Below are 26,267 nucleotides of genomic sequence, written 5' to 3'. Positions count from 1 at the left end.
GCGGTCAGCCGGACTGTTCCGAGCCGCCCGATTCGGCAGCCGTCGCCGAGTCCTCGACCACGTGATATGCCGGGTCGAGCATCGAGATGGGCCGGTCGCCGCGGCGGCGCGCCTTCCCGGTGATCCGCAGCAGCTGACCGGGCTCGATGTCCGCGCCGCCGTGGCCGGGGCGGAACGTGGCGGTCAGCTCCCCGCTGCTGTCGCCGACCACGATCCGCCGCAGGGTCCGCCCCTGTTCGTTGATGTCCTCGACCTCGCTGACCCGTCCCTCGACCGTCCCGCGCTGCCCCGGGATCAGCCCCGCCACCGTGATCACCGATGGCGGCCGCGCCGGGTGCGCGTAGGCCTCGAGTTGCCGTTCGTCGCCCTGGGACACCCACGCCTGCACCTTGTCGATCCCGTGCGCGAGCCGCTGCTCGAACTCGTCGGGGTAGGCCTCCCTGATGCGCGATTCCACGTCGTAGGGCACGATCGTGGCCGCCGCATCCGGGATGACGCTGACGGCCTGCGCGATCTTGTCCGCGGTGCGGTCATGCAGCAGCCGGCCCAGCAGCCGCGCGAACGTCCGGCGGGGCAGCAGCACCGTCACGTTGGTGTCCGGATGTTCGTCGCGGGCCTTGGCGACGAACGCCTGGACGGCCCGGGTGACCCGCCGGTCCGGGACGTCCACGATCCGCAGTGGGGTATCGAGTTCGTAGTGGTCCCAGCGCTTGCGCAGTTGCGCGGCGTGGGCCGCGTCGACCATGAAGTGGACCGCGGTCAGCTCGTCGGCCCGCAGTCCCCTGCCGTAGCGCAGCGCTTCGACCACCGCCAGGTCCACCGAGTCCACGAACACGAACACCCGGTGCCGCGCGTACTTCATCACTTCGGGGCGGTCGGTGCGGAACATTTCGAGAATGGCTGCCTCGGAACGATATTCGCGGTTGAGCCGGGTCAGCGCCATCACCAGCAGCGGGAAGATGACCACCACCAGCCACGCACCCTCGGTGAACTTGGCCACCGCGAAGATGACCACCACGACCGTGGACAGGATCCCGGCGGACAGGTTGATCGCCAGCCGCTTTCGCCAACCCGGGTCGCGGTGGGTCAGATGGTGTTTGGTCATCCCGTAGCCGGCCATCGAGAACCCGGTGAACACGCCGATCGCGTAGAACGGGACCAGGGCGCCCACCGAACCGCCGGTCGCCACCAGCAACAACACCGACAACACGGTCAGCGTGATGATGCCGTTGGAGAACACCAGCCGATAGCCGCGTTTGGTCAGCTGCCGCGGCAGGAAGCGGTCCTCGGCGACAAAGCTGGCCAGCGCCGGGAAGCCGTTGAAGCTGGTGTTGGCCCCGGTGAACAAGATGGCGGCGGTCGAGGCCTGAACCAGGACGAAGCAGATGTCGCCGGCCACCCCGTTGCCGAACACCGCCCGACCGACCTGTGACAACACCGACGGGTACTCGTCCAGATACGGTGTGGCGTGCGTGACGTGCGCCAGATAGGCGACACCGGCCAGCAGCAGGCCCAGGATGGTGGCCATGACGGTGAGGACCCGACGCGCATTGCGGCCCTGTGGCTTTCGAAAGTAGTCGACCGTGTTGGAGATGGCCTCGACCCCGGTCAGCGACGAACCCCCGTTGGCGAACGCACGCAGCACGGTCAGGATCGTGGCGCCCATCACCAACGCGCCACCCTGATGCAGCGGCACCGTCCCCGGCATCCGCGCGGGATCGTATACCGGCAGGTTCCCGACGGTCGCCCGGATCACGCCCACGACGATCGTCAGACCGACCATGACGACGAAGGCGTACGTCGCGACGGCGAACGGCGGCCCGGCCTCCCGCAGGCCGCGCAGGTTCGCGTAGCAGATCACCAGCACCACGCCGACCGTGAGTTCCAGGCTGTGGGGACCCAGCGCCGGGACCGCGGACACCACCGCCACCGTCCCGGCCGCCGACTGCACCGCGACGGTGACCACGTAGTCGATCAGCAGCGCCGCGGCGGCGACCTGCGCCACCTTGGGCCCGAAGTTGTCGCGCGCGACGATGTAGGAGCCGCCGGCCCGCGTGTAGGCCATCACGACCTGCCGATACGACGCGGCCACCAACACCAGGATCAGCAGGATGACACCGGTGATCGGCAGCAGCAACACGAACGCGGCCAGCCCCGCATGCGGCAGCAGCTCGTTCAGGATCTGTTCGGGGCCATAGGCGACGGACGAGACGGCGTCGGGTGAAAGCGCGCCCAGGGCAACCGGATTCGACAGCTTCTCGGAGTCGAGGTCCTCGCTGATCAGCGGCTTTCCCAGGAGGACCCGTTTGGCTATGTCCCCGAGCGACAGGGGAATGCGTGGCTTGCCCGCCGAAGTTGTCACGACCACATCTTTACCCGCTTTGCGGCACCCCGTGTATACCCCGGTCAGGTGTCGGCTAGGTGAGCCGTTGCACCGCCGCGGCGACCCGTTCGTCGGTGGCGGTCAGCGCGACCCGCACATGCCGCGCTCCCCGGGGGCCGTAGAAGTCGCCGGGGGCCACCAGGATGCCGCGGGCGGCCAGCCAGGTGACGGTGTCCCGGCACGGCTCGGCGCGGGTGGCCCAGAGGTACAGGCCCGCCTCGGAGTGGTCGATGGAGAAGCCGGCCGCGCGCAGCGCCGGCAGCAGCGCGTCGCGCCGCCGCCGGTACCGTTCGCGCTGCGCCCGCTCGTGCGCGTCGTCGTCGAGGGCGGCCACCATCGCCGCCTGCACCGGCGTCGGGACCATCATCCCGGCGTGCTTGCGCACGGCCAGCAGTTCGGCGACCAGCTCCGGGTCCCCGGCGACGAAACCGGCCCGGTAGCCGGCCAGCGACGAGCTCTTCGACAGCGAGTGGATCGCCAGCAGGCCGGTATGGTCACCGCCGCAGACCGACGGATGCAGCACCGACAGGGGTCCCGGGGCCCCGGCGTCCCAGCCCAAACCCAGGTAGCACTCGTCGGAGGCCACCACACAGCCGCGCTCGCGGGCCCATCCGATGACCTTGCGCAGGTGCTCGACGCCCAGGACGCGTCCGGTCGGGTTGCTCGGCGAGTTCAGATAGATCAGCGCCGGCGACCGCGGACCCAACTGGGTCAACGAGTCGGCGCGCAGCACCTGCGCCCCGGCCAGCCGGGCACCCACCTCGTACGTCGGGTAGGCCAGCTCCGGCACCGCGACGACGTCCCGGCCCGACAGACCCAGCAGCGTCGGCAGCCAGGCGATGAGTTCCTTGCTGCCGATCACCGGCAGCACCGCCGTCGCGGCGAGCCCGGTGACGCCGAATCGGCGCGACACCGCCGCCACCGCCGACTCGCGGAGTTCCGGGGTGCCGGCGGTCGTGGGGTACCCCGGCGCCGAACCGGCGGCCGTCAGCGCGGCCCGGATCAGCGGCGCCACCGGGTCGACCGGCGTGCCGACGGAAAGGTCGACGATGCCGTCCGGGTGGGCCGACGCGAGCGTTTTCGCCTCGACCAACGTGTCCCAGGGAAACACCGGCAGGGACGCCGACACCTGCGCGCGTGCCGGGAGCGCCCCTACCGGCCGGTCCGCCCCGGGCTCATGCGGCACCGCCCGGCTCAGTCGCCTTCACCCTGCGGCGGCAGATCCTTGACCACCTGCGGGTCGTGCTCGGTCATGCCGACCTTGGCGGCGCCTCCGGGCGAGCCCAGCTCGGCGAAGAAGTCGGCGTTGATCTGCGTGTACTGGCTCCACTGGTCCGGCACATCGTCTTCGTAGTAGATCGCTTCGACGGGACAGACCGGTTCGCATGCCCCGCAGTCGACGCATTCGTCGGGGTGGATGTACAACATGCGGGCACCCTCGTAAATGCAGTCGACCGGGCACTCCTCGATGCACGCCTTGTCTTTGATGTCGACGCAGGGTTCGGCGATCGTGTACGTCACAGACGTCTCCTCGTACTGATCAGTGTGGGCTGCTGTGGTGGGCTCGCCGCGGGCGCTCAGTCCCGGTAGGCAAGCGTTCGGTTACTGATACTAAACGTTGCATACACGTCGACCACATGGCCCGCCCATCGGCCCCCCGGGGCGGGCCGGGTCGCGCGCCCGTGACCTCGTGGTTGTCACATTCGGGGGCCACTTTCCGAAAGGCTACGATGGGAGGACGCCCGCGCGGGCTGGTAACCTCGACCGAGACGGCAACCGTTTGGGCAGTCGTCGCCGTCTGTCGGCGGTGAATTGAATGTGGAAGGTGTCCAGAATGGTGAAGATGTCGTTGACCAGGATCGCTGCCGCGATCGGCGGTGTGGCAGTGGCGTTCACTGCGGGGGCCGGGATCGCGTCCGCAGAACCCGATCTGAGTCCGATCATCAACACGACCTGCAACTACGGGCAGGTCATGGCGGCGCTCAACGCGACCGCGCCCGCCAGTGCCGCTCAGCTCAACGCGTCACCGCTCGCGCAGAACTACCTGCGCCAGTTCCTGGCCTCCGCTCCGCCGCAGCGCGCGGCGATGGCCGCGCAGATCCAGGCGATGCCGCAGGCCGCGCAGTACTTCGGCGTGGTCCAGTCGGTGGCGACGACCTGTAACAACTACTGAGCCGAACAACCCGCAAGCATCGGCTGCTCAGCGACCGCTGAGCAGCCGATGACTATGCGAGCTGGGTGACGTAGGTGGTGGTGCGCTGACGCGCCGGACGGCCGATGCCCTCGGCGATTTCGGCCAGCTCCGCGGCGCTCTTGGACGATCCGTGTTCGGAGCCGGCCATCCTCGAGATCGTCTCCTCCATCAGCGTGCCGCCCAGATCGTTGGCGCCGCCGTCGAGCATCACCCGCGTGCGCTCCACGCCGAGCTTGACCCAGCTGGTCTGGATGTGCGAAATGCGGCCGTGCAACATGATTCGCGCGAGCGCGTGCACCGCGCGGTTGTCGCGATGCGTGGGTCCCGGACGGGCCGCCCCGGCCAGGTACAACGGCGAGTTCTGGTGCACGAACGGCAACGGCACGAACTCGGTGAAACCGCCGGTGCGGTCCTGGATGTCGCGCAGCACGTTGAGGTGGGCAACCCAGTGCCGCGGGGTGTCGACGTGTCCGTACATCATCGTCGAGGAGGACCGCAGGCCCACCTCGTGCGCGGTGGTCACGATCTCGATCCACAGCGACGTCGGCAGCTTGCCCTTGGTGAGCACCCAGCGCACCTCGTCGTCCAGGATCTCGGCTGCGGTGCCGGGTATGGTGTCCAGCCCGGCTTCCCGCAGGCTGATCAGCCAATCGCGAATACTCAACCCGCTCTTGGTGACACCGTTGGCGATCTCCATCGGGGAGAACGCGTGCACGTGCATCGAGGGCACCCGGCTCTTGACGGCGCGCACCAGCTCGGCGTAACCGGTCACCGGCAGCTCGGGGTCGATCCCGCCCTGCATGCACACCTCGGTCGCGCCCTGCACGTGCGCCTCCCAGGCGCGGTCGGCGACCTCCTCGGTGGACAGTGAATACGCGTCGGCGTCACCCTTGCGCTGCGCGAACGCGCAGAACCGGCAGCCCGTGTAGCAGATGTTGGTGAAGTTGATGTTGCGGTTCACCACGAAGGTCACGTCGTCGCCGACCGCGTCGCGCCGTAACGAGTCGGCCAGTGCCGCAACCGCTTCCAGCGCCGGGCCGTCGGCGGTGGCCAGCGCGAGGTATTCGCCGTCGGTGCAGCCCGCGGGATCGCGCTCCGCGGACCGCAGCGCGGCGAGCACGTCGGTGTCTAGGCGTTCTGGCGCTTTGGCGCCCTGCGCGGCGAGCTCGTGCACGTGCGCCCGGATCGATTCCCAGTCGCCGAAGGCGCTGTCGAGGTCGCTGCGGGCCTCGGCGTTGCGGCCCGCGGTGTCGATGGTCGCGTTGAGGTCGGTCCGCCCGGAGGACTCCACGTCGTCGGGCTCCTGCCAGGGCAGGCCCACCGGATTGACGTCGCGGGCCAGGCCGGTCGCCGGATCGGCCAGCGCCAGCACGTGTCCGCGCACCCGCGGATCGATCCAGGCCGCCCCCGCCTGCACGTATCTGGGCTGGGCGGTCAGCCGTTGCACCAGGGCGTACCCGGCCTGTTCGGTGACGGCGGCCAGTTCCGCCAAGGCGGGCCAGGGCCGTTCGGGGTTCACGTGGTCGGGCGTCAGCGGCGAGACGCCGCCCCAGTCGTCGACGCCGGCGGCGATCAGCGCGCGGCACTCCTGGCGCGAGACCAGGTTCGGCGGCGCCTGGATGCGCATGCCCGGGCCCAGCACCAGCCGCGCAACCGCCACCGTCGCCAGGTAATCCTCGATCCCGGCATCGGGCACCGCGGCCATCGCAGTGTGTTGCTTGGCGCGGAAGTTCTGCACGATCACCTCTTGGACGTGCCCGAACTCCTTGTGCGACTTGCGGATCGCATGCAGTGTGTCGGCACGCTCGGCCAACGTCTCGCCGATGCCGACCAGCAGGCCGGTGGTGAACGGGATGGACAGCCGCCCCGCGTCGGTCAGCACGCGCAGCCGGACCGCCGGGTCTTTGTCCGGGCTGCCATAGTGGGCAAGGCCTTTGGTCTCGAACAGTCGCCGCGACGTCGTCTCGAGCATCATGCCCATCGACGGCGCCACCGGCTTGAGCCGCGACAGCTCCGACCAGCTCATGACGCCGGGGTTCAGGTGCGGCAGCAGTCCGGTCTCCTCCAACACCTGGATCGCCATCGCCCGCAGGTAGGACAGCGTGGAGTCGTAGCCGCGCTCCCCCAGCCACTCTCCGGCCTCGGGCCACCGGTCCTCGGGCCGGTCACCGAGCGTGAACAATGCTTCCTTGCAACCGAGTTCGGCCCCGCGTCGGGCGACTTCGAGGATCTGGTCCGGCTCGAGATACATGCCGGACCCCTGGGCGCGGAGCTTGCCCGGCGCGGCAACGAAGGTGCAATAGTGGCAGCTGTCGCGACACAGGTGCGTGACGGGGATGAAGACCTTGCGCGAATACGTGATCGGCAGGCGTCCGTCGGGCCCGCGCCGTCCCGCCGACTGCAGGCCCGCGTCGCGGACCCGCGCCGCACTCGCGCACAGGTCGGCCAGGGCATCCCCGCGGGCGGTCATCGCGACCGCCGCCTCCTGGAGGTTCAGCGCGACGCCGTCCCGGGCCCGGCGCAACACCCTGCGCAGCGCCGAGGGACCGGCCTGGGGCCCAACGACGGGGCTGGGCAAAGCTGTGGGCTCCCGGCCCGGAGTCAACGGCACCTTGGTGTAACTTCCCCACGATCGAATTTCATCCGCGCGTCCCAACATGGATCCCTGGGCAACGGTGCCATATGCGCAACAGTAGCGCCAGGCTGCCGCCCGCCCGCGCTCGACCGTCCCGGCGCGACGCGGCGCGGGCGGGCGCGGGTGTTTGCCGACCTCCCGGCTGATCGACCGCGAGCGCGATACGATCCGGGCAAATCCGTTGCCGGCAAACCGGGTTGCCGGACAGCAAAACTCGGACCCTGGAGGATGCGCGGTGTCTTTGTTGTTCGCGGCGCCCGAGGCGCTGGCCGGCGCGGCGTCGGACCTGGCCGGTCTCGGGGCGACGATCAGCGCCGCCAACGCCGCCGCGGCGCCGGCGACGACCGGCGTCCCGGCCGCGGCCGCCGACGAGGTGTCGACCCAGATCGCCGCCCTGTTCTCCCAACATGCGGTCGGGTATCAGCAGCTCAGCGCGCAGGTGTCGGATTTTCACCGGCGCTTCGTCCAGGCGTTGGCCGCGGCGGCGAACGCGTACGCGTCCGCGGAGACGAGCGCGGCGCAGACCCTGGTGAACGCGCTCAAGGAGCCCGCCGAGATGCTGCTGGGACATCCGCTGGGCGGAACCGGCGCCGCGGCGGCACCGGCTGCAAACATCTTGTTGCCCCTCGGCACGGCGATCGAGAACGCCTACCTGGCCATCGAGCCGTGGGTGGCGTACGGCTTCGAGCTGGTCTCGTACGCGGTCCGGTGGCTGTTCCTGATCGGCATCCTGGCACCGCAGATCAACTACTTCTACTACCTCGTCGAGCCCATCGTGCAGAGCGTGCTGTTCAACGCGATCGACTTCCTCGACGGGACAGTGAGTTTCGCCCAGGGGCTGAACAACATCTATGCGGCCGGCGCGGCGTCGATCAACCAGTTCATCGCCACCGAGACCTACTGGTTCCGCAGCTTGTTCCCGCCGCCTCCGCCGCTCGGGGTGAACCTGCCGTAAGGACCGCGCCGCCACAGCACCAACACCGGCGGCGTCACGCCCAGCACCATCAGCAGCAGCGCCCCGTAGCGCATCAGACCCTCGCCCCCCAGGAGCACGTCGTCCGCGGGACCGCCCATGCTGATGAACGCGACGGTGATCAGCCATGTCCACAGCGGCACCGCGGCCACCCGCGGGGACCTCGCCCACGAGCCGGCGGCCCACACCAGGGCCGCGTTGAGAAGCCCGCTGAGCAGCCCGCTGACGGGAAAGGGGACGGCGCCGATGTAGGACGGCAGCAGCAGCGCCCCGGCCAGCGCGGACAGCACACCGTCGACGGCCAGCAGCGTCAGGACGACGACACGGACAGCTGAATCGGTGGCGCCGCCGTCTTCGACCGGCGCGGCGCCCGGCTTGGTCGCGGTCAGGTCGGGACGCTATCGACCTGGGAGAGGATCGAACCGATCACCCACTGAAAGCTGTCGAGCCGGTCCTGCCAGTGCTGCATATTAGGGTCCATGTCAGGGTCCATGCGAATTCCTTCCGTGGGGCGCCTGCCCGGAAGCCTACCGCGTCAGCCCGCAGTGAAACCAAGCCCGGCAAGCAGATCCGTTTCCCAGCCGCGCTCGTCGCGCTCCCCCGCGGCTCCGCCGGCCAGCACATAGTGCTCGTCGGCGGGGATGGGCAGCGCGATGTTGTTGGACAGCGCACAGGCCCGACCGGTCGGCCCCAGGTCCACCTGGGTGGCGTGCGCGGCCAGCGCCGCCCGCTTGGCCGCCCACGCCTGCGGGCCGGCCTCCACGACGGCGTCGATGTCCTCGTCGGCATACCCGAAGGCGAACCCCTCGTCCGGCGGGATCACCCAGTGCGGCTGGAGATCGTCGGGCCGCAGCGCGTCCCGGGCCGCCCGGAAGGCGCTCAGCGCGAACACCGACCAGTAGAACTTCGGCACCGCCCACGGCTCACCCGGATGGTCGGTGGTGACGGCGGCGGAACCGGCCGCCGCGACGGCGGCGGTGGTCACCGCATGCGCGTGGACGTGGTCGGGGTGGCCGTAGCCCCCCTGCGGGTCGTAGGTCACGACGACGTGCGGGCGCATGTCGCGGATGATGGCGACCAGCGACCCCACGGCCTCGCGCTCGTCGGCGTCGATGAACCGCTGGTGCCGCCGTCGTTCGGTGCCGACCATGCCCGAGTCCCGCCAGCGGCCGGCGCCGCCGAGATAGGTGGGTCCGCCGGCGCCCAGCGCGCGCAAGGCGGCGGTCAGCTCGGCCACCCGGTAGCCACCGAGCTGGTCGGCGCGATCGACGGCCAGCCCGGCCCACTGCTCGCCGATGACCTCGCCCTCCTCGCCGAGCGTGCAGGTCACCACGCGGACCGCTGCCCCGCGGGCGGCGTAGTGGGCGATGGTGGCGCCGGTGCCGATGGTCTCGTCGTCGGGGTGCGCGTGCACGAACAGCAGCCGCGGGGACTCAGGCATGCACGCACCCTACCCGGGTCGCGCCGCCGTGCCCGAAGCCCGCCGCAATCCCGTAGTGGCCGGTTTCGTTTCTTATCCGGTTTTTCGCAATGCGAGAACGCCCACGGCTACTATCGAACGATGCCGCAGCTCACCCCCGCCACCGGCGCCCGGGGCCGCCGACGCGGTGAGGTCCTCGAACACGCGCTCTATGAGGCCACGCTGGCGGAACTGGCCGACGTCGGGTACGGCGGGCTGACCATGGAGGGCATCGCGGCGCGCGCCCACACCGGCAAGGCGGCGCTGTACCGGCGCTGGTGCAGCAAGCACGACCTGGTGCATGCCGCGCTGGTGTATGCCCTGCCGGCGCTGCCCGAGTCGCACCCCGGGCGGTCGGCCCGCGAGAACCTGCTGGCCGTGTTCACCGCGCACCGCGACGTGCTGGCCGGCAAAACCGGATTCCCCGGCCTGGACATCATCGGCCAACTCATCCACGAGCCCGAGCTGCGCGCCATCTTCGCCGACGCGGTGGTCGGCCCGCGCCTGGCTCTCGTCGAGTCGATCCTGCACACCGCCGTCGCGGACGGGGATCTCGACCCGGCCGCGATCACACCGTTCACCGCGCGCATCGGGCCGGCCTTGATCAACCACCAATGCCTGGTCACCGGGACGCCGCCGACCCGGCGGGAGCTGGGGCTGATCGTGGACACGGTGATCCCGCCCGGGCCTCCGGCCCGCGGGGACTGACCGCGCCGTGGACTACAGCAATCCGGCGAGGTCGACGCCGGCCGCCAGGGTCTGGTCGAAGATGCCCTCGATGCCGCCGATCGCGTTCGGGCCGCCGCCGTCGAACACCAGCGCAGGCGTCGTAAAGGGGTTTGCGGACAGGCTTAGGTTGCCCACCTGCGCAGCGGTCGGCGGCGGCGGCGCCGTTGCGGCCCCGGTCAGGAAGGGGTTGATACTTGGCCCGGAGGGGCCGTAGGGGTAGATAGAGGCCGCCGGGACCACCTCACCGCCCAACAGGCCGTTAGCCGCTTGCTGGCCGGTGAGCACGGTCAGGTTGGCGACGTTGAACAGCCGATCGAGTGCCCCGTTGAACGCGCCGGCTCCGAAGGTGCTTGCCTCCCAAGTCAACTCGCTGGCCAACAGGTTCGTGTCGAAGGTGGTCTCCATAGCGACCAGGTTGTTGAAGAAGCCCAGTTCGGCCGACCCGATCCCCTGCAGACCGGCCAGCGGCGCCGCGATGAGCGCGGCCCCCGTCGTGGGAATCCCGGCGAACAGCGACCCGTTGAGCAGGGCGCTCACCGACAGCCCCGCACCGGAGAGCGCCCCCGTCAGCGTGGCCGACAGCGCGCCGTTGCCGGTCAGTGCGCCGGTGATCGCGCTGATGATGTTGAGGTCCCACAGGAACTTGTCGGGCACGGCGGCCAGCAGCCCGCCGAGTGCGTCGCCGAAGATGCTCGGGCTGGTGCCGACGAAAAGGCTGGGAACCAGGGCCGCGCCGACCGGCGCACCCAGCAGGGCGTCGAATGTCGCCTCGCCGGCGCCCAGCAGCGGGTTCCAGAAGTTGTAGAAGCTGTTCAGCACGCCGTTGCCGAGGTTGCCGAACAGGGCCAGCTCCAGGCCCGCCTCGTTGGCGACCAGGGCGGCGTTGAAGCCCAGCTCGGCGTTGACCAGCGAGGTGTTGAAGGCGATCTCCATCGTCTGCAGCTGGTTCAGGAACGCGGCCGGCGAGGCCGCCGTCAGCAGGGCCTGCCACGGCGCGGTCAACGTCCCCAGCATGGCGGGAATACCGGCCAGGCTGGCGCTCAGACCCCCGGTCAGGAAGGCGCCGAGTTGGGCGCCCATCCCGGCAAGCCCGGCCGTCACGTCGGCGAACAGGCTGGCGTTGAGGCCGAGCATGCCCGCCAGACCGGCGATGTCGGCGCTCAGAGCCGGGAACGTCGCGCTGAGGCTCGCCGCCAGCCCCGGCAGGCCGGCGGCCAGGACGCCCGACAGGGCGGGCAGCGCCACGCCGGTCTGCACCAGCGCCGTCAGCGCGCCGTTGACGTCCGCGGCCAGCGCCACGCCGACCGGGCCCAGGCCCGCGAGGCCGCCGCTGAGGCCGACCTGCAGCCCCGGCAGCCCGGCCGTCAAGGCACCCGACAGGCCGGGCAGCCCGACACCCAGGTTGGCCAGGCCCGACAGCCCGGTGTTCAGGCCGGTGTTCAGCGACGCGCCGGCCTGCGTGAGCGCCGCCACGCCGCCGTTCAGGTCCGACGTCAGGGCGGCCCCCACGGGTGCCAGCCCGGACAGGCCGGCGCCCACGTTGAGCGACAGGCCGACGTTGAGCGCACCGCCGAGGTCCACCCCGAGCGCGTTAACCGCGCCCGCCAGGGTCTGCCCGACGTTGATCTCGGCGGCCGCGTAGGTGGCCGCGCCCAGGCTCATCGCCTCCTGGAACTGCTGGTGGAACAAGGCCGCCGCGGCGCTGAGTTGCTGATAGCCCGCCGAGTGCGCGGAGAACAGCGCGGCGATTTCCGTCGACACCTCGTCGGCGGCCGCGGGCAGCACGCCCGACGTCGCCGCCGCCGCCGTGACATTGGCCGAACCAATGGACGAACCGATGTTCGCCAAGTCAGATGCGGCCGCAGCCATGGCCTCTGGCGCTGCGATCAAAAACGACACCCCGTACCTCCCCAGTTCAGCAAAACGTGAACACTATTCCACCAGCCCGACCGTGCACAGATTGCGATGGGTGGGAGCGTATCGAAATATCGGTCTGAAAACGGTTGTTTGCGCGAATGACTTTGTGTATTTCCGTTGAACGGCCCGTGATGTTTCGGCCGAAACGGGCGCGGGCTTCGCGCGGGGACGATCCCCGGATTACCGGCCCGCGAGCAGGCCGAGGAGGTCGACGCCGGCGAAGAGGGTCTGGTCGTCCCCGGCTAACGGCGGCTAACCGGGCTGACCGGGCGCAGCAACCGCGCCGCCTGCGCGCTGAGCGCCTGATACGCCTGGCCGTGGGCGCCGAACATCGATGCGATGGTCGCCGAGACCTCGTCGAGCGCCCGCCGGCATCACCCCGGTTGTCCCAGTTGCCGCCGCAGAATTGGCCTCGCTCAGCGCGGACCCGACACCCGCCAGGTCTTGGGCGGCCCCCGATACCAGGTCCGGCGTAGCGATCAGGAACGACATCGTGCACCTTCTTGAACACGCGGCAGGATGCCCCCCGAGACCCGGTCGTCAAGCACTTGGACACGCGAATGCCACCGCTCCCGCGCCCGGCGCAAGCATTGTCGCGAAAATCGGCGTTCTCGCCGTGCGACGCGGGAACCGGCGCTGTCAGGGCCCGGTCTTCACCCATTGGCCGGCGTCGCCGACGATGCCTACCGGCACCGCCCCCGACAGGCTGACGTTGTGCACGCTGGGGCCGGCCGCGACGATCGTGGTGTCCTGCAGGATCGGCAGCACGGTCGACATGTTCCACAGGCGTGGCTCGACCGCGCCGATCACGTCGTTGATGCTCTTGGTGCCGTTGAGCGCGGCATCGATGTTCGACTGGATGCTGGGATCGCAGATTCCGGTGAGGTTCGACGGCGCCTGCACCAGCGCGCCGGCCTCCGGGGCGGGGTTGGGTGGCGGTGCCGTGGCCTTGGGGCCGCCCGCGCCGGGCGGGGTCGCGCGGGCCGGCGGGTTCGCCGGGGCGGTCGGCGGCGGAATCTGCGTCGACTGCAGCGCCGGGCAGCCGTACCGCGATTCCAGCAGCGTCGCCAGGTTCCCGCCCGCCTGACGCCAGCCCACGACCGCGTCCACCCGGTTGTCGTCGAGCGCGTCGCGGTAGAGCGTCACCGGGTCCAGCGCCAGCACGGTCGCGGCGATGCCGACGTTGCGCAGTTGGTCGGCGGCGGTGTTGGCCACCGCGACGGACGTCGGGTCGTTGGCCGCGACTCCGATGACGAGCGACAACTGGTGGCCGTCCCTGCTGATGCGGCCGCGGACGACCTCCGGCGGTCCGGTGCTGGGCGGTGTGGGTGTCATCGTCGACGACGCCACCGACACCGACGCGTTGCTCTCGACGTCGAACCCGGCGGCGGTGAGCAACCCCAGCGCCGCCGCCGTGGTCATCGCCGGCGGCGCGGTCGGCTCGTAGCCGGGATCGCTGGGCGAGCGGATCTGAGCCTGGTCCAGCGTGACGGTGTTGTCGCTGCCGGCACCCACGGCCGCGAGCAGGTCGACGTCGAGCAACCCCAGGATCGCCTTGCGGACCTGGGGGTCGGCCAGTTTGGGCTCGCTCGCGCGCAGCGTCAGCTGCATGACCCGCGGAGTCACGATCCGGGCGGTCCGCACGTCGGGGATCGCGGACAGCTGCGCGAACGCCGCGGACCCGCCATGCACCTGGGCGACCTGGGTGTCGCCGTTGCGCATCGAATCGGCCAGCGCCGCCGGCGCGCCGGCACGCCGGAACAGGATGAGCGCGGGCTTGGCCGGCGGCCCCCAGTAGCGGTCGTTGCGGGCGATCAGGATCTCGTCGCGCTGCGGGTCGATGTTCTCCACCCGGAACTGGCCCCCGGTGACCGGCAGCGCCCGGGCCAGCCCGGCCGTGAAGCCGCCCGGCACGTCCTTGACGATGTGCGCCGGCAAGATATTGGAGAACAGCTCCCGCCAGGCCGGATACGGTTGCGCGAAGGTGACCACCGCCTGCTTGCCGCCCTCGAGCGACTGCACGCCGGTGATCATGTCGTAGCCGGCCGGGTCGACCACGCCGGGCTGGCTGACCATCTGCCGCCACAGGTACCAGAAGTCGTCGGCTGCGATCGGGGCGTTGTCCGTCCACTGCGCCTCGGGACGGATCTTGTAGGTCACCGTGAATGGGCTTTGGGCGGTCACCTCGGCCGAAACCAGCAGGGTCGGGTCCATCTCCCAGCGCGACCCCGTCGGCGTGCCGGTGTCGGGCACCGGCCGGAACGCGCTGGGCAGCACCAGCGCGCTGATCGCCGCGTTCACCGGCGACAGGTCGGACAGCAGATGCGGGTTGAACCCGGCGCCGATCGAATCGATGCCCATGATGATCTGCGTGACCCGCTGCGGCGGCGGCGGCGAGTTGTGGGGCGTGTCGGTGCTCTGCGGCGCCGGGGGCGGTTTGACGGTGCATGCCGCCAGCGCCAGTCCGGCCAGAAAAACGACGACGCCGACCGCGGTGAACAGGCGGCGCAGTCGTCTCGGCACGCCGATCAGGGTATCGGGCGAGCGGGCCGGGGCACGCCCGGCGAGGCCGGCGCCGCGGACCCGAAAGTCCAACGACCTAACCCCGGGCCTTGGCCCTGGCCCGGCTGCGGGCCCGCGTGGTGGCGTCCAGTTCGACTTTGCGGATCCGGACGATCTCCGGGGTCACCTCGACGCATTCGTCTTGCGCGCAGAACTCCATGGCCTGTTCCAGGTCGAGCTCGAGCGGCTTGGCCAGGGTCTCGATGACGTCCGCGGTCGACGATCGCATGTTGGTGAGCTTCTTCTCGCGGGTGACGTTGATGTCGAGATCCTCCGCACGCGGGTTGATCCCGACGACCATGCCCTCGTAGGTGTCCTGGCCTGGTTCGACGAAGAACTGGCCCCGGTCGGCGAGCTGAATCATTGCGAACGGCGTGATGGTGCCGGCACGGTCGGAGACCAGCGACCCGGTGTGGCGGGCCCGGATCTCCCCCGCCCACGGCCGGTAGCCGTCGAACACGGCGTTGGCGATCCCGGTGCCGCGCGTGAGGGTGAGGAAGTCGGTGCGGAAGCCGATCAGGCCGCGGCTGGGGACGATGAAGTCCATCCGGACCCAGCCTGCGGCGTGGTTGGCCATCTCCTCCATGCGGCCCTTGCGGGCGGCCATCAATTGGGTGATCGCGCCGACGAACTCGTCGGGGCAGTCGATCGTCATCGCCTCGAACGGCTCGTGCAGCTTTCCGTCGATCGTGCGGGTCACCACCTGCGGCTTGCCGACCGTGAGCTCGAAGCCTTCGCGCCGCATCTGCTCGACGAGTACCGCCAGCGCCAGCTCGCCACGGCCCTGCACTTCCCACGCGTCGGGCCGGCCGATGTCCACGACGCGGATCGACACGTTGCCCACGAGTTCGGCGTCCAGCCGGTTGCGGACCATGCGCGCGGTCAGCTTGTGGCCGGAGACCTTGCCCGCCAGCGGCGAGGTGTTCGTGCCGACGGTTACCGAAATCGCCGGTTCGTCGACGGTGATGCGGGGCAGGGCGTGAGCGTGGTCGGGATCGGCCAGCGTGTCCCCGATCATGATCTCGGGCAGGCCCGCCACCGCCACGATGTCGCCGGCGACGGCCTCGTCGGTCGCGGTGCGCTCCACTCCTTCGGTCGCGAGCAACTCGGTGATCTTGGCGCTGGTGATCACCGGCAGCCCGTCGATCTCGCGCATCCAGGCGACCTGCTGGCCCTTGCGCAGCTTGCCGTTGTAGATGCGGATCAGGGCGAGTCGCCCGAGAAAGGTCGACGCGTCGAGGTTGGTCACCAACGCCTGCAGCGGCGACTCCGGGTCCCCCGACGGCGCCGGGATGTGCTCCATCAACACGTCGAACAGCGGGTCCAGGTTGGTGCCGTCGGGGATCTGCCCGTCGGCGGGCTGTTCGGTGCTGGCCACCCCGGCGCGACCGGACGCGTACAGCGTCGGCAGGCCCAGCGCGTGCTCGGCGGCCGCCGCCGCCTCGTCGTCGAGGTCCGATGCCACGTCGAGCAACAGGTCGTGGCTGGCCTCCACCACCGCGGTGATGCGCGCGTCGGGCCGGTCGGTCTTGTTGACGACCAGGATCACCGGCAGGTGCGCGGCCAGCGCCTTGCGCAGCACGAACCGCGTCTGCGGCAGCGGCCCCTCCGACGCGTCGACCAGCAGCAGCACCCCGTCCACCATGGACAGACCCCGTTCCACCTCGCCGCCGAAGTCGGCGTGCCCCGGCGTGTCGATCACGTTGATGACCGTGACGCTGCCGTCCGGGTTGTGGCGATGCACGGCGGTGTTCTTGGCCAGGATGGTGATGCCCTTTTCTTTCTCGAGGTCACCGCTGTCCATGATGCGTTCCTGGGTGTCGTCACCACGGTGGTGCAGCGCCCCGGACTGCCGCAGCATCGCGTCGACCAGGGTGGTTTTTCCGTGGTCGACGTGGGCGACGATGGCGACGTTGCGAAATGGCACGTCGGTGATTGTGGCAGCGCGGACTACGCTGACGCGAACCGAGCAGGTCACCGGGCGCCCACCGAGTGGGAAAAGGCCCTACCAGCCCTTGCGGGGGGCCGCCGCGCCGACCATCTCGCCGTTGGCCGCCACCGCACGGCTGCGGTAGACGATGTAGGGCCGGAACAGGTAGGCGATCGGCGCGCTGAACGCGTGCACCAGGCGCGTGAACGGCCACAGCGTGAACAACACCATCCCGATCAGGGCGTGCAGTTGGTAGTCCCACGGGGCGTTGATCATCACCTCCCCGTGCGGCTGCAGCAGCCAGATCCGCCGGAACCACAGGCCGACCGTGTAGCGGTAGTGGAACTCACCGCCGTGGGGGCCGGTGCCGATCAGGTCGCAGTACAGGCCGACCACGATGGCCAGCACCAGCACCACATACATCACCTTGTCGCCGCGGGTGGTGGCCGCCGACACCGCGGGGCGGGTGAACCGCCGGTAGATCAGCAACCCGATGCCGGCCAACGCCGCGGCGCCGGCGATCGAGCCGGCGATGACCGCCTGCAGGTGGTAGGCGTAGTCGCTCACGTGCAGCCAGTGCGTCACCCGCGGCGGGATGAGCAGGCCCATCACGTGTCCGGCGAACACCGCGAGGATGCCGAAGTGGAAGATCGGGCTGCCGATCCGCAGCAGCCGCGACTCGTAGCTCTGCGAGGACCGGGAGGTCCAGCCGAACTTGTCGTAGCGGTATCGCCACCAGGTGCCGACGATCAGCACCGCCAGCGTCACGTACGGCGCGATGTCCCAGAACAGCACGTTGCTAAACACTCGGCGCTCCTTCCTGCCGTCGGGGCGGTACGGTCAAGGTGAACGCCTGCAGCCCAACGGCTTCCGCGGGCGGCCCGATTTTCGCCAGCCGATCCGCACGGCGCGCCTCCTGGTCGGTGGCCACCGGCAGCGTTGCGCAGACCGCCGCCACCGTGGGCGCGTAGGGCGACCCGGCATCGGCCAGGGCGCCCCGTAACACGTCGAGGGGGACGCGATGCGCGCTCAACAGCCGCCGCCCGGCCCCGGGATCGACCGTGGCGGCGAACTCGAGCACCACCGGGAGGTAATCGGGGGCCTCGCCGATCGGCGGCGGCACGCCGGCCTCCCGGTAGGCGGTGGCGAAGGCCAGCATCTCGCGGCCGCGGTTACGCGTGTCCCCGGCGGTCCAGTACGTCAGATACATCGTGGCCCGCCGCCGCAGGTCGAAGGTGGCGACGTAGTCCATCGCCGCGGCCATCGGCTCGCGGGCGCGCAGTGCCGCCGCCGTGTGCCCGAGCAACTCGCCCGCGGGGCCGGCGACGTGACCCAGCAGCTCCGCCACGGTGTCCAGCCGCCCGGTCAGCCCGTCGTCGGGATAGGCCAGCAGCAGCGACGCCGCCTGCCAGACCAGTCGGTCCTGCACCCGGACGCCGGAACGGTCCCGAAGCCGGTGCAGTCTCATTGCTTGCGCTCGTCGGGAAACATCCCGGCCGGTGCCTGGCGGCCGTCCCAGTTGAGCAGGTTCACCCGGGAGCGTTGCGTGGCGTGGAAGCTCTCCACCGAGACGGGCACCGGTTCGCCCGACTCGTACATTCCCGGACCACCCTCACCCGACAGCGAGCACCCCTGCTCCTCGAGATCACGCGCCTGCGGCGCGAAGGCCGTCGGGATCACATAGCGCTCTTCGTATTTCGCGATCGCGAGCAGCCGGTACATCTGGTAGATCTGCTCTTCGGTCATGCCGACCGAATGCGGGATGTGCGGCTGGGTCTCGCGCCCGAGGTTGATGTCGCGCATGTAGGAGCGCATCGCCGCCAGCCGGCGCAACACGTCCTGGACCGGGCCGGTGTCGCCGGCGGTGAACAGTTCGGCCAGGTACTGCATCGGGATGCGCAGCGCCTCCAGCGCGCCGAACAGGTTGCCCAGCTCCTCCCCGTCGTGACCGTCGCGGCTGACCGCGTCGACCACCGGCGACAGCGGCGGGATGTACCAGACCATCGGCATGGTGCGGTACTCGGGATGCAGCGGCAGCGCCACCTTGTAGGTGTTGATCAGCGCGTACACCGGGGAGCGCTGCGCCGCCTCGATCCACTCGTCGGAGATGCCCTCGGCGCGCGCGCCGGCGATCACCTCGGGATCGTGGGGATCCAACAGGATCGCGCGCTGCGCCTCGTAGAGGTCGGTGTCGTCGGGCACCGAGGCGGCCTCCAGCACCCGGTCGACGTCGTAGAGCACCAGCCCGAGGTAGCGCAGCCGCCCCACACAGGTCTCCGAGCAGATGGTCGGCAGGCCGACCTCCATCCGCGGGTAACACAGCGTGCACTTCTCGGCTTTACCGGTCTTGTGATTGAAATACACCTTCTTGTAAGGACATCCGGAGACGCACATCCGCCAGCCGCGGCAGCGGTCCTGGTCCACCAGCACGATGCCGTCCTCGCTGCGTTTGTACATCGCGCCCGACGGGCACGACGCCACGCACGAGGGGTTGAGGCAGTGCTCGCAGATCCGCGGCAGGTAGAACATGAAGGTCTCTTCGAGCCGCAGCCGGACCTCCTCGCCGATCTTCTGCAGGATCGGGTCTTCGGCCAGGATCTCCGGCGACCCGGACAGGTTGTCGTCCCAGTTCGGCCCCCAGGAGATCTTCATCGGCTTGCCGCTGAGGAGGCTGCGCGGCGCGGCGGTGGGGAACGTGTCACCGGCCGGCGCCGTGGTCAGGTTCTCGTAGTCGTAGGTCCACGGTTCGTAGTAGTCGTCAATGGTGGGCAGCTGCGGGTTGGCGAAGATCTTCAGCAGTTTGGCGATCCGGCCGCCGTCGCGCAGCCGCAGCCGGCCCCTCTTGTCGCGGACCCAGCCGCCGCGCCAGCGCTGCTGGTCCTCGTAGGTACGCGGATAACCTTGTCCCGGGCGGGTTTCGACGTTGTTGAACCACACGTACTCGGTGCCGGGCCGGTTGGTCCAGGCCTGCTTGCAGGTCACCGAGCAGGTGTGGCAGCCGATGCACTTGTCGAGGTTCATCACCATCGCCAACTGGGCCATGACCTTCATTGCTCAGTACCGCACTTCCTGGCTGCGGCGGCGCACCACGGTCACCTCGTCGCGCTGGCTGCCGGCGGGGCCCAGGTAGTTGAACGCGAACGCGTGCTGCCCGTAGCCGCCGGCCAGGTGGCTGGGCTTGATGCGGATCCGGGTCAGCGCGTTGTGGTTGCCGCCGCGCTTGTTGTTGGCCTCGGTGCGCGGTGTGTCCACGGTGCGTTCCTGCACGTGGTAGACGAACACCACGCCGTCGGGCATGCGATGGCTGACGATCGCCCGGCCCACGTAGATGCCGTTGGTATTGACGGCCTCCACCCAGTCGTTGTCGTGCACACCGATTTTCGCCGCATCGCCGGGGCTCATCCACATCGTCGGGCCGCCCCGCGACAGCGTCAGCATGTACAGGTTGTCCTGGTAGGTGGAGTGGAACGACCACTTCGAGTGCGGGGTCACGTACCGCACGGTCAGCCCGATTCCGTCGTCGCTCGGACCGAGCTCAGGCTGGCCGAAGAGCCGCGCCATGTCCAGGGGCGGACGGAAGACCGGCAGGTGTTCGCCGAGTTCCTCGATCCAGTCGTGGGCCAGGTAGAAGTGCATCCGCCCGGTCAGCGTGTGAAACGGTTTGAGGTTCTCGATGTTGATGGTGAAGGGCGCGTAGCGCCGCCCACCGGTTTCGCTGCCGGACCATTCCGGGCTGGTGTTCACCGGGACCGGACGCGCCTGGGTGTCGGCGTAGGTGATGCGGCGGTCCTCGCTGCCCTCGGCCAGGTGCGCCAGCCGCTGCCCGGTGCGTTTCTCCAGTTCCCGGAACCCCTCGACCGCGAGCCGGCCGTTGCACGTTCCCGACAGCAGCAGCATGACATCGGCCATCCGCTCATCGGTGCTCACCGCCGGGCGGCCTTTCGCCGCACCGGAATTCATCACCCCGAATTTGGCGGCGAGCTCCGCGACCTCACGGGTGGGGTGGACCGTGACCCCCTTGGTGGTCACGCCGAACTGGTCGACGAGCGGTCCCAGCGTCAGCCACTTGTCGTAGACGGCGGTGTAGTCGCGCTCCACCACGGCCAGCTTGGGCATGGTCCGCCCCGGCACCGGCGTCGCGCCGGTGCGCAGCCAGTCTTCTTCGCTGCCATCGGGATACACCATCGCATCGGGGGTGTCGTGTTGCAGCGCGGTGAGCACCACATCGCTGCGGGTGCCCAGGTGCTGCTTGGCCATGGCACTGAAGGCGCGGGCGATGGCGCCGAAAGCGTCGAAGTCCGAACGGGTTTCCCACGGCGGGTCGGTCGCGGCGCTGAACGCGTGCACGAACGGGTGCATGTCGGTGCTGGAGATGTCGGCCTTCTCGTACCACGTCGCCGCCGGCAACACCACATCGGACACCAGTGTCGTGGAGGTCTGCCGGAAGTCGATCGACATCATCAGGTCGAGCTTGCCGTCGGGAATCTCCTGCGCGCAGGTCACCTCGACGGGCGCGACCCCGTCGACCGGGGGGCCGGCCGCGATGTTGGCGTCGGTGCCCAAAAGGTGACGCAGGAAGTATTCGCCGCCCTTGCCCGACGAGCCGATCAGGTTGGCCCGCCACACCGTGAGCACCCGCGGCCAGTTCGCGGGGTTGTCGGGATCGGTCACGGCGAGCTTGAGCTCGCGCCGGCCGAGCTGTTCGGCGACATACTCGGCGACGTCGCGTCCGGCGGCGCGCGCCTCGTCGGCGACGTCGAGGCTGGACCGGTCGAACTGCGGATAAAACGGGCTCCAGCCCATGGCCGTCGCGGCGGCCAACAGGTCCATGGTGTGCCTGCCGGCGAACCGGCCCCGGCCCACCGGGCTGGCCAGCTTGTCGGCCGCGTAGCCGTCGTAGCGCCATTGGTCGGTGTGGGCGTACCAGTAGGAGGCCCCGGGCACCTGCCGCGGCGGGCGCACCCAGTCGGTGGCCATCGCCATCGTCTGAAAGCCGGTGAGGGGGCGCACCTTCTCCTGGCCGACGTAGTGTGCCCAGCCGCCGCCGTTGCGTCCCATCGAGCCGGTCAGCATCAGCAGCGCCAGCACCGCGCGGTAGATGGCGTCGCCGTGGAACCACTGGTTGATCCCGCTGCCCATGATGATCATCGAACGGCCGCCGGATTCCTCTGCGCTACGGGCGAATTCGCGGGCGACGCGGATGGCCTGTGCGGCCGAAACCCCGGTGATCGCCTCCTGCCACGCCGGGGTGTTCTGCCGGGTCGCGTCGTCGTAGCCGGCGGGCCAGTCGCCCGGCAACCCCGGCCGCGCCACCCCGTACTGGGCGAGCATCAAGTCGAACACGGTGCACACCAGGTGTTTCCCGACGCGACGCACCGGGACGCCGCGCGCGATCGTCGTACCCTCGCCGTTGACGGTGTCGAAGCCGGGCAGGTGCACCAGCGCGGTGCCGTGATCGTTGTCGGCGCCCCGCCCATCCTGCAGGCTGAGCGCCGGAACCAGGTCACCGAGGTCGAGGTTCCACTTTCCGACGCCGTCCTCGCCGTACCGGAATCCCAGCGAGCCGTGGGGCACCGCGACCGAGTCGGTGGCCTCGTCCCACACCACCGGCTTGAGCGCTGCGTTTTCTGCGGTCTCGACGCCTCCACCCAGGTCCGCCGCCGTGAGGTTCTTGCCGGGCACCAGCATGTCGCCGCGCTCTTCCAACTTGATCAGGAACGGCAGGTCGGTGTAGCGGCGCGCGAAGTCGACGAAGAGCGGAATCCGCTTTTGCACATAGCATTCCGCGAGGATGACGTGGCCCATCGCCATCGCCAGCGCCCCGTCGGTGCCGGCCGCGCACGGCATCCACTCGTCGCCGAACTTGGTGCTGTCGGCGTAGTCGGGACTGACGGCGACCACCTTGGTGCCGCGGTAGCGCGCCTCGGCCATCCAGTGCGCATCGGGGGTCCGGGTGACGGGAACGTTGGAGCCCCACATCATCAGGTAGGCCGCGTCCCACCAGTCGCCGGACTCGGGGACGTCGGTCTGGTCGCCGAACACCTGTGGCGAGGCCACCGGGAGGTCGGCGTACCAGTCGTAGAACGACGTCATGACGCCGCCGATCAGCTCGACGAACCGGGAGCCGGCGGCGTAGGACACCATCGACATGGCCGGGATCGGGGAGAAGCCGGCGACCCGGTCGGGACCGTAGGTCTTGATGGTGTGCACGTGGGCGGCCGCGATGAGCTCGGTGGCCTCAGCCCAGGTGATCCGCACCAGCCCGCCCTTGCCGCGGGCCTGTTGGTAGCGACGGCGGCGCTCGGGATCGTCCTGGATGTCGGCCCAGGCCAGTACGGGGTCACCGAGGCGGGCCTTGGCTTCCCGGTACATCTGCACCAGCACGCCGCGGGCATACGGGTAGCGCACCCGGGTGGGCGAGTAGCTGTACCAGGAGAACGACGCGCCGCGCGGACAGCCGCGCGGTTCGTATTCCGGCCGGTCCGGACCCACCGTCGGATAGTCGGTCTGCTGCGTCTCCCAGGTGATGATCCCGTCCTTGACGTAGATCTTCCAGGAGCACGACCCGGTGCAGTTCACGCCGTGGGTGGAGCGGACCACTTTGTCGTGGCTCCACCGGTCGCGGTAGAACACGTCGGCTTCGCGGCCGCCCCGGCGGGTGACGGTGCGCAGGTCCTCCGAGATGTCGCCCGGCGTGAAGAATCGCCCGCTGCGCTCCAGCAGTTCCTCGATCGTCCCGCCGGCATGAGGTTTCGCGGTCAACGGCAAAACCTCCTCTTCGGTGGCTTCGGTGGCCTAGTGACCGTACGCGTTCGCCCCCGTTCGTGCCGGCGGATTCGCCGCGCCCAGCCGGAGCGCGGGAAACGACGCCCTCGGCGCCGGCTCCCCGCAGGCGGATGCGCCGGCCTCCCGCATGGCACCGCGATCCCCGCTACAACGACGTTGGTATCTACAAATTGGACTGTAGCAACCTACCGCCGCCCTGGAGGTTGGCTGAATAAGTCCTGTGGAGTCGTCACGAGCCGGCTGAAAGGGCACCGGACAGGTCACCCAGCCAGCCCCGGTCGGCGGGCACCCAGTCGACATCGTGCAGTTCGGCCGCCGTCACCCACCGCAGCGCCCGATGGTCCTGCGGCCGCGGCTCGCCGCGGACCAGGCGCACCCGGTACGCCCGCAGCGTGGTCGCGCCGTCCAGCGCGATGTCGTGCCCGAGCCGGTCACCCACCATGACGTCCGCCGCGGCCACACCCAGCTCCTCGGCCAGCTCCCGGGCCAGCGCGTCGCGCTCGGATTCGCCGGCCGCGACCTTGCCGCCGGGCAGTTCCCAGCGGCCGGCCAGCTCCGGTGGCCGCACCCGCTGGGCCACCAAGACCGTGGAGCCGGAGATGACGGCCGCGGCGACGACGATCTGGGTGGGCATGGCCAGTGACGGTATACGGTCGGGTCATGGCTGTGTTATCGGATGAACAAGTGGACGCCGCACTGCCCGAACTGAACGGTTGGGAGCGCGCCGACGGCGCCCTGCGCCGGTCGATCAAGTTTCCGACGTTCCTGGACGGGATCGACGCCGTGCGCCGGGTGGCCGAGCACGCCGAGCGCAAAGATCATCACCCTGACATCGACATCCGTTGGCGGACGGTGACTTTCGTTCTGGTGACGCACTCCGAGGGTGGCATCACCCAGAACGACCTAGCGATGGCGCGCGACATCGACGGGATCGTCGGGGGCTAGTTCTGCGGCGCCGCGTCGGCTCGTGGCAATCCAGCTCAGAGTCGCGACCGCGGCGACGATGTAGACGAGGCCGGCCCAGGCCAGGTACCACGGGCGGTGGATCGTCCAGATGCTCGGTTGCACGAAGCTGAGCAGCCATGGCACGCCGACCACGGTGATCCCCAGCCAGGTCCAGCCCAGAATCCGCGCGCCGCGGCGCGCGCTCAGGGGCCCGTGCAGCAGCCACATCATCAGCGGGACCAGCCAGACCCAGTGGTGGGTCCACGAGATCGGCGAAAGCAGCAACCCGAACAGTTCGACCACCAGCAACCTGCCGAGCCGATCCCCGGACCCCAGCGCCCACCACGCCAGCAGGGCCAGCACGGCCGTGATGCCGATGGCGGCGAGCACCGGCGGGCCATAGCCCGCGTCGTAGCCGACGATCCGGGAGATGCCGCCGCGCCACGACTGATTGAACGAGGTGGCGACGGGTCCGACGCGGTGCGCATCGCCGAGCAGTTGGGTGAAGTAGTAGCGCGCCTGGTCGCCGACGACCAGGGCGGACAGCCCCGCCGTGGCGGCGAACACCACGGCCGAGAACATCGCGGCCGCCCGCCGCCGGGCGCCGAGGAGGTAGACCCCGGCGATCGCCGGGGTCAGCTTGATCCCGGCAGCCGCGCCGACCAACAGGCCGGACAGCCACCACCGCGTCGTCGCGACCGCCCACAGCACCGCCAGCATCAGCAGCACATTGATCTGTCCGTAGTCGAACGTGCTGCGCAGCGGCTCGATCCAGATCGCGACCGCCGTCCACAGCATCGCCAGGCGGTGGCCGGCGCCGGGGGGAACGCCCATCAACCGCTGGCCGATCCGGATCGACCCGTACAACGCCGCCATGGTTGCGATCTGCCACAGGAAGGCGACCAGGCCGAACGGCAACAGGTGCAGCGGGTAGAACACCACCGCCGCGAACGGCGGGTAGGTGAACGGCAACGGGAAGTCCGGCGTCTGGTCGGCGTACACGTAGCTGTACAGGGTGCCCGGATGATCGAGCGCGGCCGCCCCGCCCAGATACACGTGCAGGTCGACGAAGTTCGCCCCGTTGCGCGCCAGATACGTCCAGGCGAGTCGCGCGGCGACGCTGAGGACCACCAGCATCGGCGCGACGGTGCTGAGCCGGCGCGCCGGCGTGCCGTCGCTGGTTGCCGCCGGGGCGGCCGAGGTGGTGTCTATCCCTCCGACTTTAAGGCGTGCCGACTTTAAGGCGTGCCGACTTCAAGGCGTGCCGACGGCGACGCCCCGGCCGTCGCCGGTCACGCTCCGGCGGGCGCCCGGTCACCGCTGTCACTCGAAGGGGTAACGATCGAATAAATGCCACACGTGTCACTTGAGTCACATCCGTATCAACGTAGCTTCAGTCCCGGGACCTGTCGTCGACAACCAGGGAGAGACATGCCAACCATCTGGACCTATCTGCGTGCAACCGCCGTCGTAGTCGGTTCGTCCGCAGCGCTATTGACGGGCGGTATCGCCCACGCTGACCCGGTGCCGGCCCCCGCGCCGATGCCGAACATCCCCCAGCAGCTGATCAGCTCCGCGGCCAACGCGCCGCAGATCCTGCAGAACCTCGCGACCGCACTCGGCGCCACGCCACCGGCGGCTCCGCCGTCGGCTCCCGGCATCAGCTTCCCGGGTGTGACCCCGGCGGCGGCGACGGCGCCCGCGTCGGCACCGGCGGGCCTGCCCTCGATCCCCGGGCTGACGCCGCCGGCGGC

19 protein-coding genes and 2 pseudogenes are annotated in these 26,267 nt (G+C 70.0%); 5 read left to right on the top strand and 16 right to left on the bottom strand.

Annotation, left to right across the window (positions count from 1 at the left end):
• Positions 1-4 precede the first annotated feature (4 nt).
• The 3 genes from FPZ47_RS13595 to fdxA all read right to left on the bottom strand — a co-directional run bounded on the left by FPZ47_RS13595 (position 5) and on the right by fdxA (position 3,904).
• A complete protein-coding gene (locus tag FPZ47_RS13595) occupies positions 5-2,362 on the bottom strand; it encodes an APC family permease (RefSeq protein WP_144951929.1) in 2,358 nt (785 codons plus the stop codon).
• 55 nt (positions 2,363-2,417) lie between these two features.
• The gene (dapC, locus tag FPZ47_RS13590) at positions 2,418-3,512 is read right to left on the bottom strand and encodes a succinyldiaminopimelate transaminase (RefSeq protein ID WP_144951949.1); all 1,095 of its coding nucleotides are present in this window, start codon (positions 3,510-3,512) and stop codon (positions 2,418-2,420) included.
• A gap of 65 nt (positions 3,513-3,577) precedes the next feature.
• Positions 3,578-3,904, bottom strand: coding sequence for a ferredoxin (fdxA, locus tag FPZ47_RS13585; protein WP_144951927.1), 327 nt, complete (start codon positions 3,902-3,904; stop codon positions 3,578-3,580).
• A gap of 316 nt (positions 3,905-4,220) precedes the next feature.
• Here fdxA and FPZ47_RS13580 point away from each other — a divergent pair, with 316 nt between their 5' ends.
• Positions 4,221-4,556, top strand: coding sequence for a hemophore-related protein (locus FPZ47_RS13580; RefSeq protein WP_144951947.1), 336 nt, complete (start codon positions 4,221-4,223; stop codon positions 4,554-4,556).
• Between the two features lie 52 nt (positions 4,557-4,608).
• Here FPZ47_RS13580 and FPZ47_RS13575 read toward each other — a convergent pair whose 3' ends face one another.
• The gene (locus FPZ47_RS13575; RefSeq protein WP_144951925.1) at positions 4,609-7,236 is read right to left on the bottom strand and encodes a bifunctional FO biosynthesis protein CofGH; all 2,628 of its coding nucleotides are present in this window, start codon (positions 7,234-7,236) and stop codon (positions 4,609-4,611) included.
• 211 nt (positions 7,237-7,447) lie between these two features.
• On the opposite strand from FPZ47_RS13575, the gene FPZ47_RS13570 reads away from it, so the two are divergent.
• A complete protein-coding gene (locus tag FPZ47_RS13570; RefSeq protein WP_144951923.1) occupies positions 7,448-8,167 on the top strand; it encodes a PE family protein in 720 nt (239 codons plus the stop codon).
• On the opposite strand, the gene FPZ47_RS13565 is transcribed toward FPZ47_RS13570, so the two are convergent.
• The gene (locus FPZ47_RS13565) at positions 8,110-8,574 is read right to left on the bottom strand and encodes a hypothetical protein (protein WP_246133410.1); all 465 of its coding nucleotides are present in this window, start codon (positions 8,572-8,574) and stop codon (positions 8,110-8,112) included. The genes FPZ47_RS13570 and FPZ47_RS13565 overlap by 58 nt on opposite strands.
• A gap of 146 nt (positions 8,575-8,720) precedes the next feature.
• Positions 8,721-9,626 carry an N-acetyl-1-D-myo-inositol-2-amino-2-deoxy-alpha-D-glucopyranoside deacetylase gene (mshB, locus tag FPZ47_RS13560; RefSeq protein WP_144951921.1) on the bottom strand — a complete coding sequence of 302 codons (906 nt, stop codon included), beginning with the start codon at positions 9,624-9,626 and terminating at the stop codon, positions 8,721-8,723.
• 120 nt (positions 9,627-9,746) lie between these two features.
• On the opposite strand from mshB, the gene FPZ47_RS13555 reads away from it, so the two are divergent.
• Positions 9,747-10,352, top strand: coding sequence for a TetR/AcrR family transcriptional regulator (locus FPZ47_RS13555; RefSeq protein ID WP_144951919.1), 606 nt, complete (start codon positions 9,747-9,749; stop codon positions 10,350-10,352).
• 12 nt (positions 10,353-10,364) lie between these two features.
• Here the strand turns inward: FPZ47_RS13555 and FPZ47_RS28930 are convergent, their stop codons facing one another.
• From FPZ47_RS28930 to FPZ47_RS13510, 9 genes and pseudogenes are all read right to left on the bottom strand, one after another.
• Positions 10,365-12,263, bottom strand: coding sequence for a PE family protein (locus FPZ47_RS28930; protein ID WP_425461791.1), 1,899 nt, complete (start codon positions 12,261-12,263; stop codon positions 10,365-10,367).
• 311 nt (positions 12,264-12,574) lie between these two features.
• Positions 12,575-12,782, bottom strand: a pseudogene (locus tag FPZ47_RS13545) (PE family protein); the annotation flags it as partial.
• Between the two features lie 147 nt (positions 12,783-12,929).
• Positions 12,930-14,819: an ABC transporter family substrate-binding protein gene (locus FPZ47_RS13540; protein ID WP_168209444.1), complete on the bottom strand. Its 1,890-nt coding sequence runs from the start codon at positions 14,817-14,819 to the stop codon at positions 12,930-12,932.
• A gap of 70 nt (positions 14,820-14,889) precedes the next feature.
• A complete protein-coding gene (typA, locus tag FPZ47_RS13535) occupies positions 14,890-16,779 on the bottom strand; it encodes a translational GTPase TypA (protein WP_168209442.1) in 1,890 nt (629 codons plus the stop codon).
• 78 nt (positions 16,780-16,857) lie between these two features.
• A complete protein-coding gene (gene narI / locus FPZ47_RS13530) occupies positions 16,858-17,589 on the bottom strand; it encodes a respiratory nitrate reductase subunit gamma (RefSeq protein ID WP_144951915.1) in 732 nt (243 codons plus the stop codon).
• Positions 17,582-18,250, bottom strand: a complete 669-nt coding sequence (gene narJ, locus FPZ47_RS13525; protein WP_144951913.1) for a nitrate reductase molybdenum cofactor assembly chaperone — start codon at positions 18,248-18,250, stop codon at positions 17,582-17,584. Before narJ ends, narI begins: the two co-directional genes overlap by 8 nt.
• The gene (gene narH / locus FPZ47_RS13520; protein WP_144951911.1) at positions 18,247-19,833 is read right to left on the bottom strand and encodes a nitrate reductase subunit beta; all 1,587 of its coding nucleotides are present in this window, start codon (positions 19,831-19,833) and stop codon (positions 18,247-18,249) included. Before narH ends, narJ begins: the two co-directional genes overlap by 4 nt.
• Before the next feature lie 3 nt (positions 19,834-19,836).
• Positions 19,837-23,544: a nitrate reductase subunit alpha gene (locus FPZ47_RS13515; RefSeq protein ID WP_144951909.1), complete on the bottom strand. Its 3,708-nt coding sequence runs from the start codon at positions 23,542-23,544 to the stop codon at positions 19,837-19,839.
• Positions 23,545-23,797: 253 nt separating this feature from the next.
• Positions 23,798-24,202 carry a (deoxy)nucleoside triphosphate pyrophosphohydrolase gene (locus FPZ47_RS13510; protein ID WP_144951907.1) on the bottom strand — a complete coding sequence of 135 codons (405 nt, stop codon included), beginning with the start codon at positions 24,200-24,202 and terminating at the stop codon, positions 23,798-23,800.
• A 26-nt stretch (positions 24,203-24,228) separates the two neighbouring features.
• Here FPZ47_RS13510 and FPZ47_RS13505 point away from each other — a divergent pair, with 26 nt between their 5' ends.
• Positions 24,229-24,513: a 4a-hydroxytetrahydrobiopterin dehydratase gene (locus tag FPZ47_RS13505; protein WP_144951905.1), complete on the top strand. Its 285-nt coding sequence runs from the start codon at positions 24,229-24,231 to the stop codon at positions 24,511-24,513.
• Here FPZ47_RS13505 and FPZ47_RS13500 read toward each other — a convergent pair.
• Positions 24,472-25,725, bottom strand: a complete 1,254-nt coding sequence (locus FPZ47_RS13500; protein ID WP_144951903.1) for a mannosyltransferase — start codon at positions 25,723-25,725, stop codon at positions 24,472-24,474. The genes FPZ47_RS13505 and FPZ47_RS13500 overlap by 42 nt on opposite strands.
• Before the next feature lie 219 nt (positions 25,726-25,944).
• Here FPZ47_RS13500 and FPZ47_RS13495 point away from each other — a divergent pair.
• Positions 25,945-26,267 (top strand): annotated as a pseudogene (locus FPZ47_RS13495) (hypothetical protein); the annotation flags it as partial.

It is taken from the genome of Mycobacterium helveticum (genome assembly GCF_007714205.1).
Lineage (GTDB): Bacteria > Actinomycetota > Actinomycetes > Mycobacteriales > Mycobacteriaceae > Mycobacterium > Mycobacterium helveticum.
The sequence above is the reverse complement of the archived record's forward strand: the minus strand, read 5'-3'. Positions and strand labels throughout refer to the sequence as shown.

Excerpts from the sequence above, each read along its gene's own strand:
- narH (WP_144951911.1), bottom strand. The coding sequence starts at position 19,833 with ATGAAGGTCATGGCCCAGTTGGCGATGGTGATGAACCTCGACAAGTGC.
- mshB (WP_144951921.1), bottom strand. The coding sequence starts at position 9,626 with ATGCCTGAGTCCCCGCGGCTGCTGTTCGTGCACGCGCACCCCGACGAC.
- FPZ47_RS13575 (WP_144951925.1), bottom strand. The coding sequence starts at position 7,236 with ATGTTGGGACGCGCGGATGAAATTCGATCGTGGGGAAGTTACACCAAG.
- FPZ47_RS13555 (WP_144951919.1), top strand. The coding sequence starts at position 9,747 with ATGCCGCAGCTCACCCCCGCCACCGGCGCCCGGGGCCGCCGACGCGGT.
- FPZ47_RS13510 (WP_144951907.1), bottom strand. The coding sequence starts at position 24,202 with ATGCCCACCCAGATCGTCGTCGCCGCGGCCGTCATCTCCGGCTCCACG.
- narJ (WP_144951913.1), bottom strand. The coding sequence starts at position 18,250 with ATGAGACTGCACCGGCTTCGGGACCGTTCCGGCGTCCGGGTGCAGGAC.
- FPZ47_RS13505 (WP_144951905.1), top strand. The coding sequence starts at position 24,229 with ATGGCTGTGTTATCGGATGAACAAGTGGACGCCGCACTGCCCGAACTG.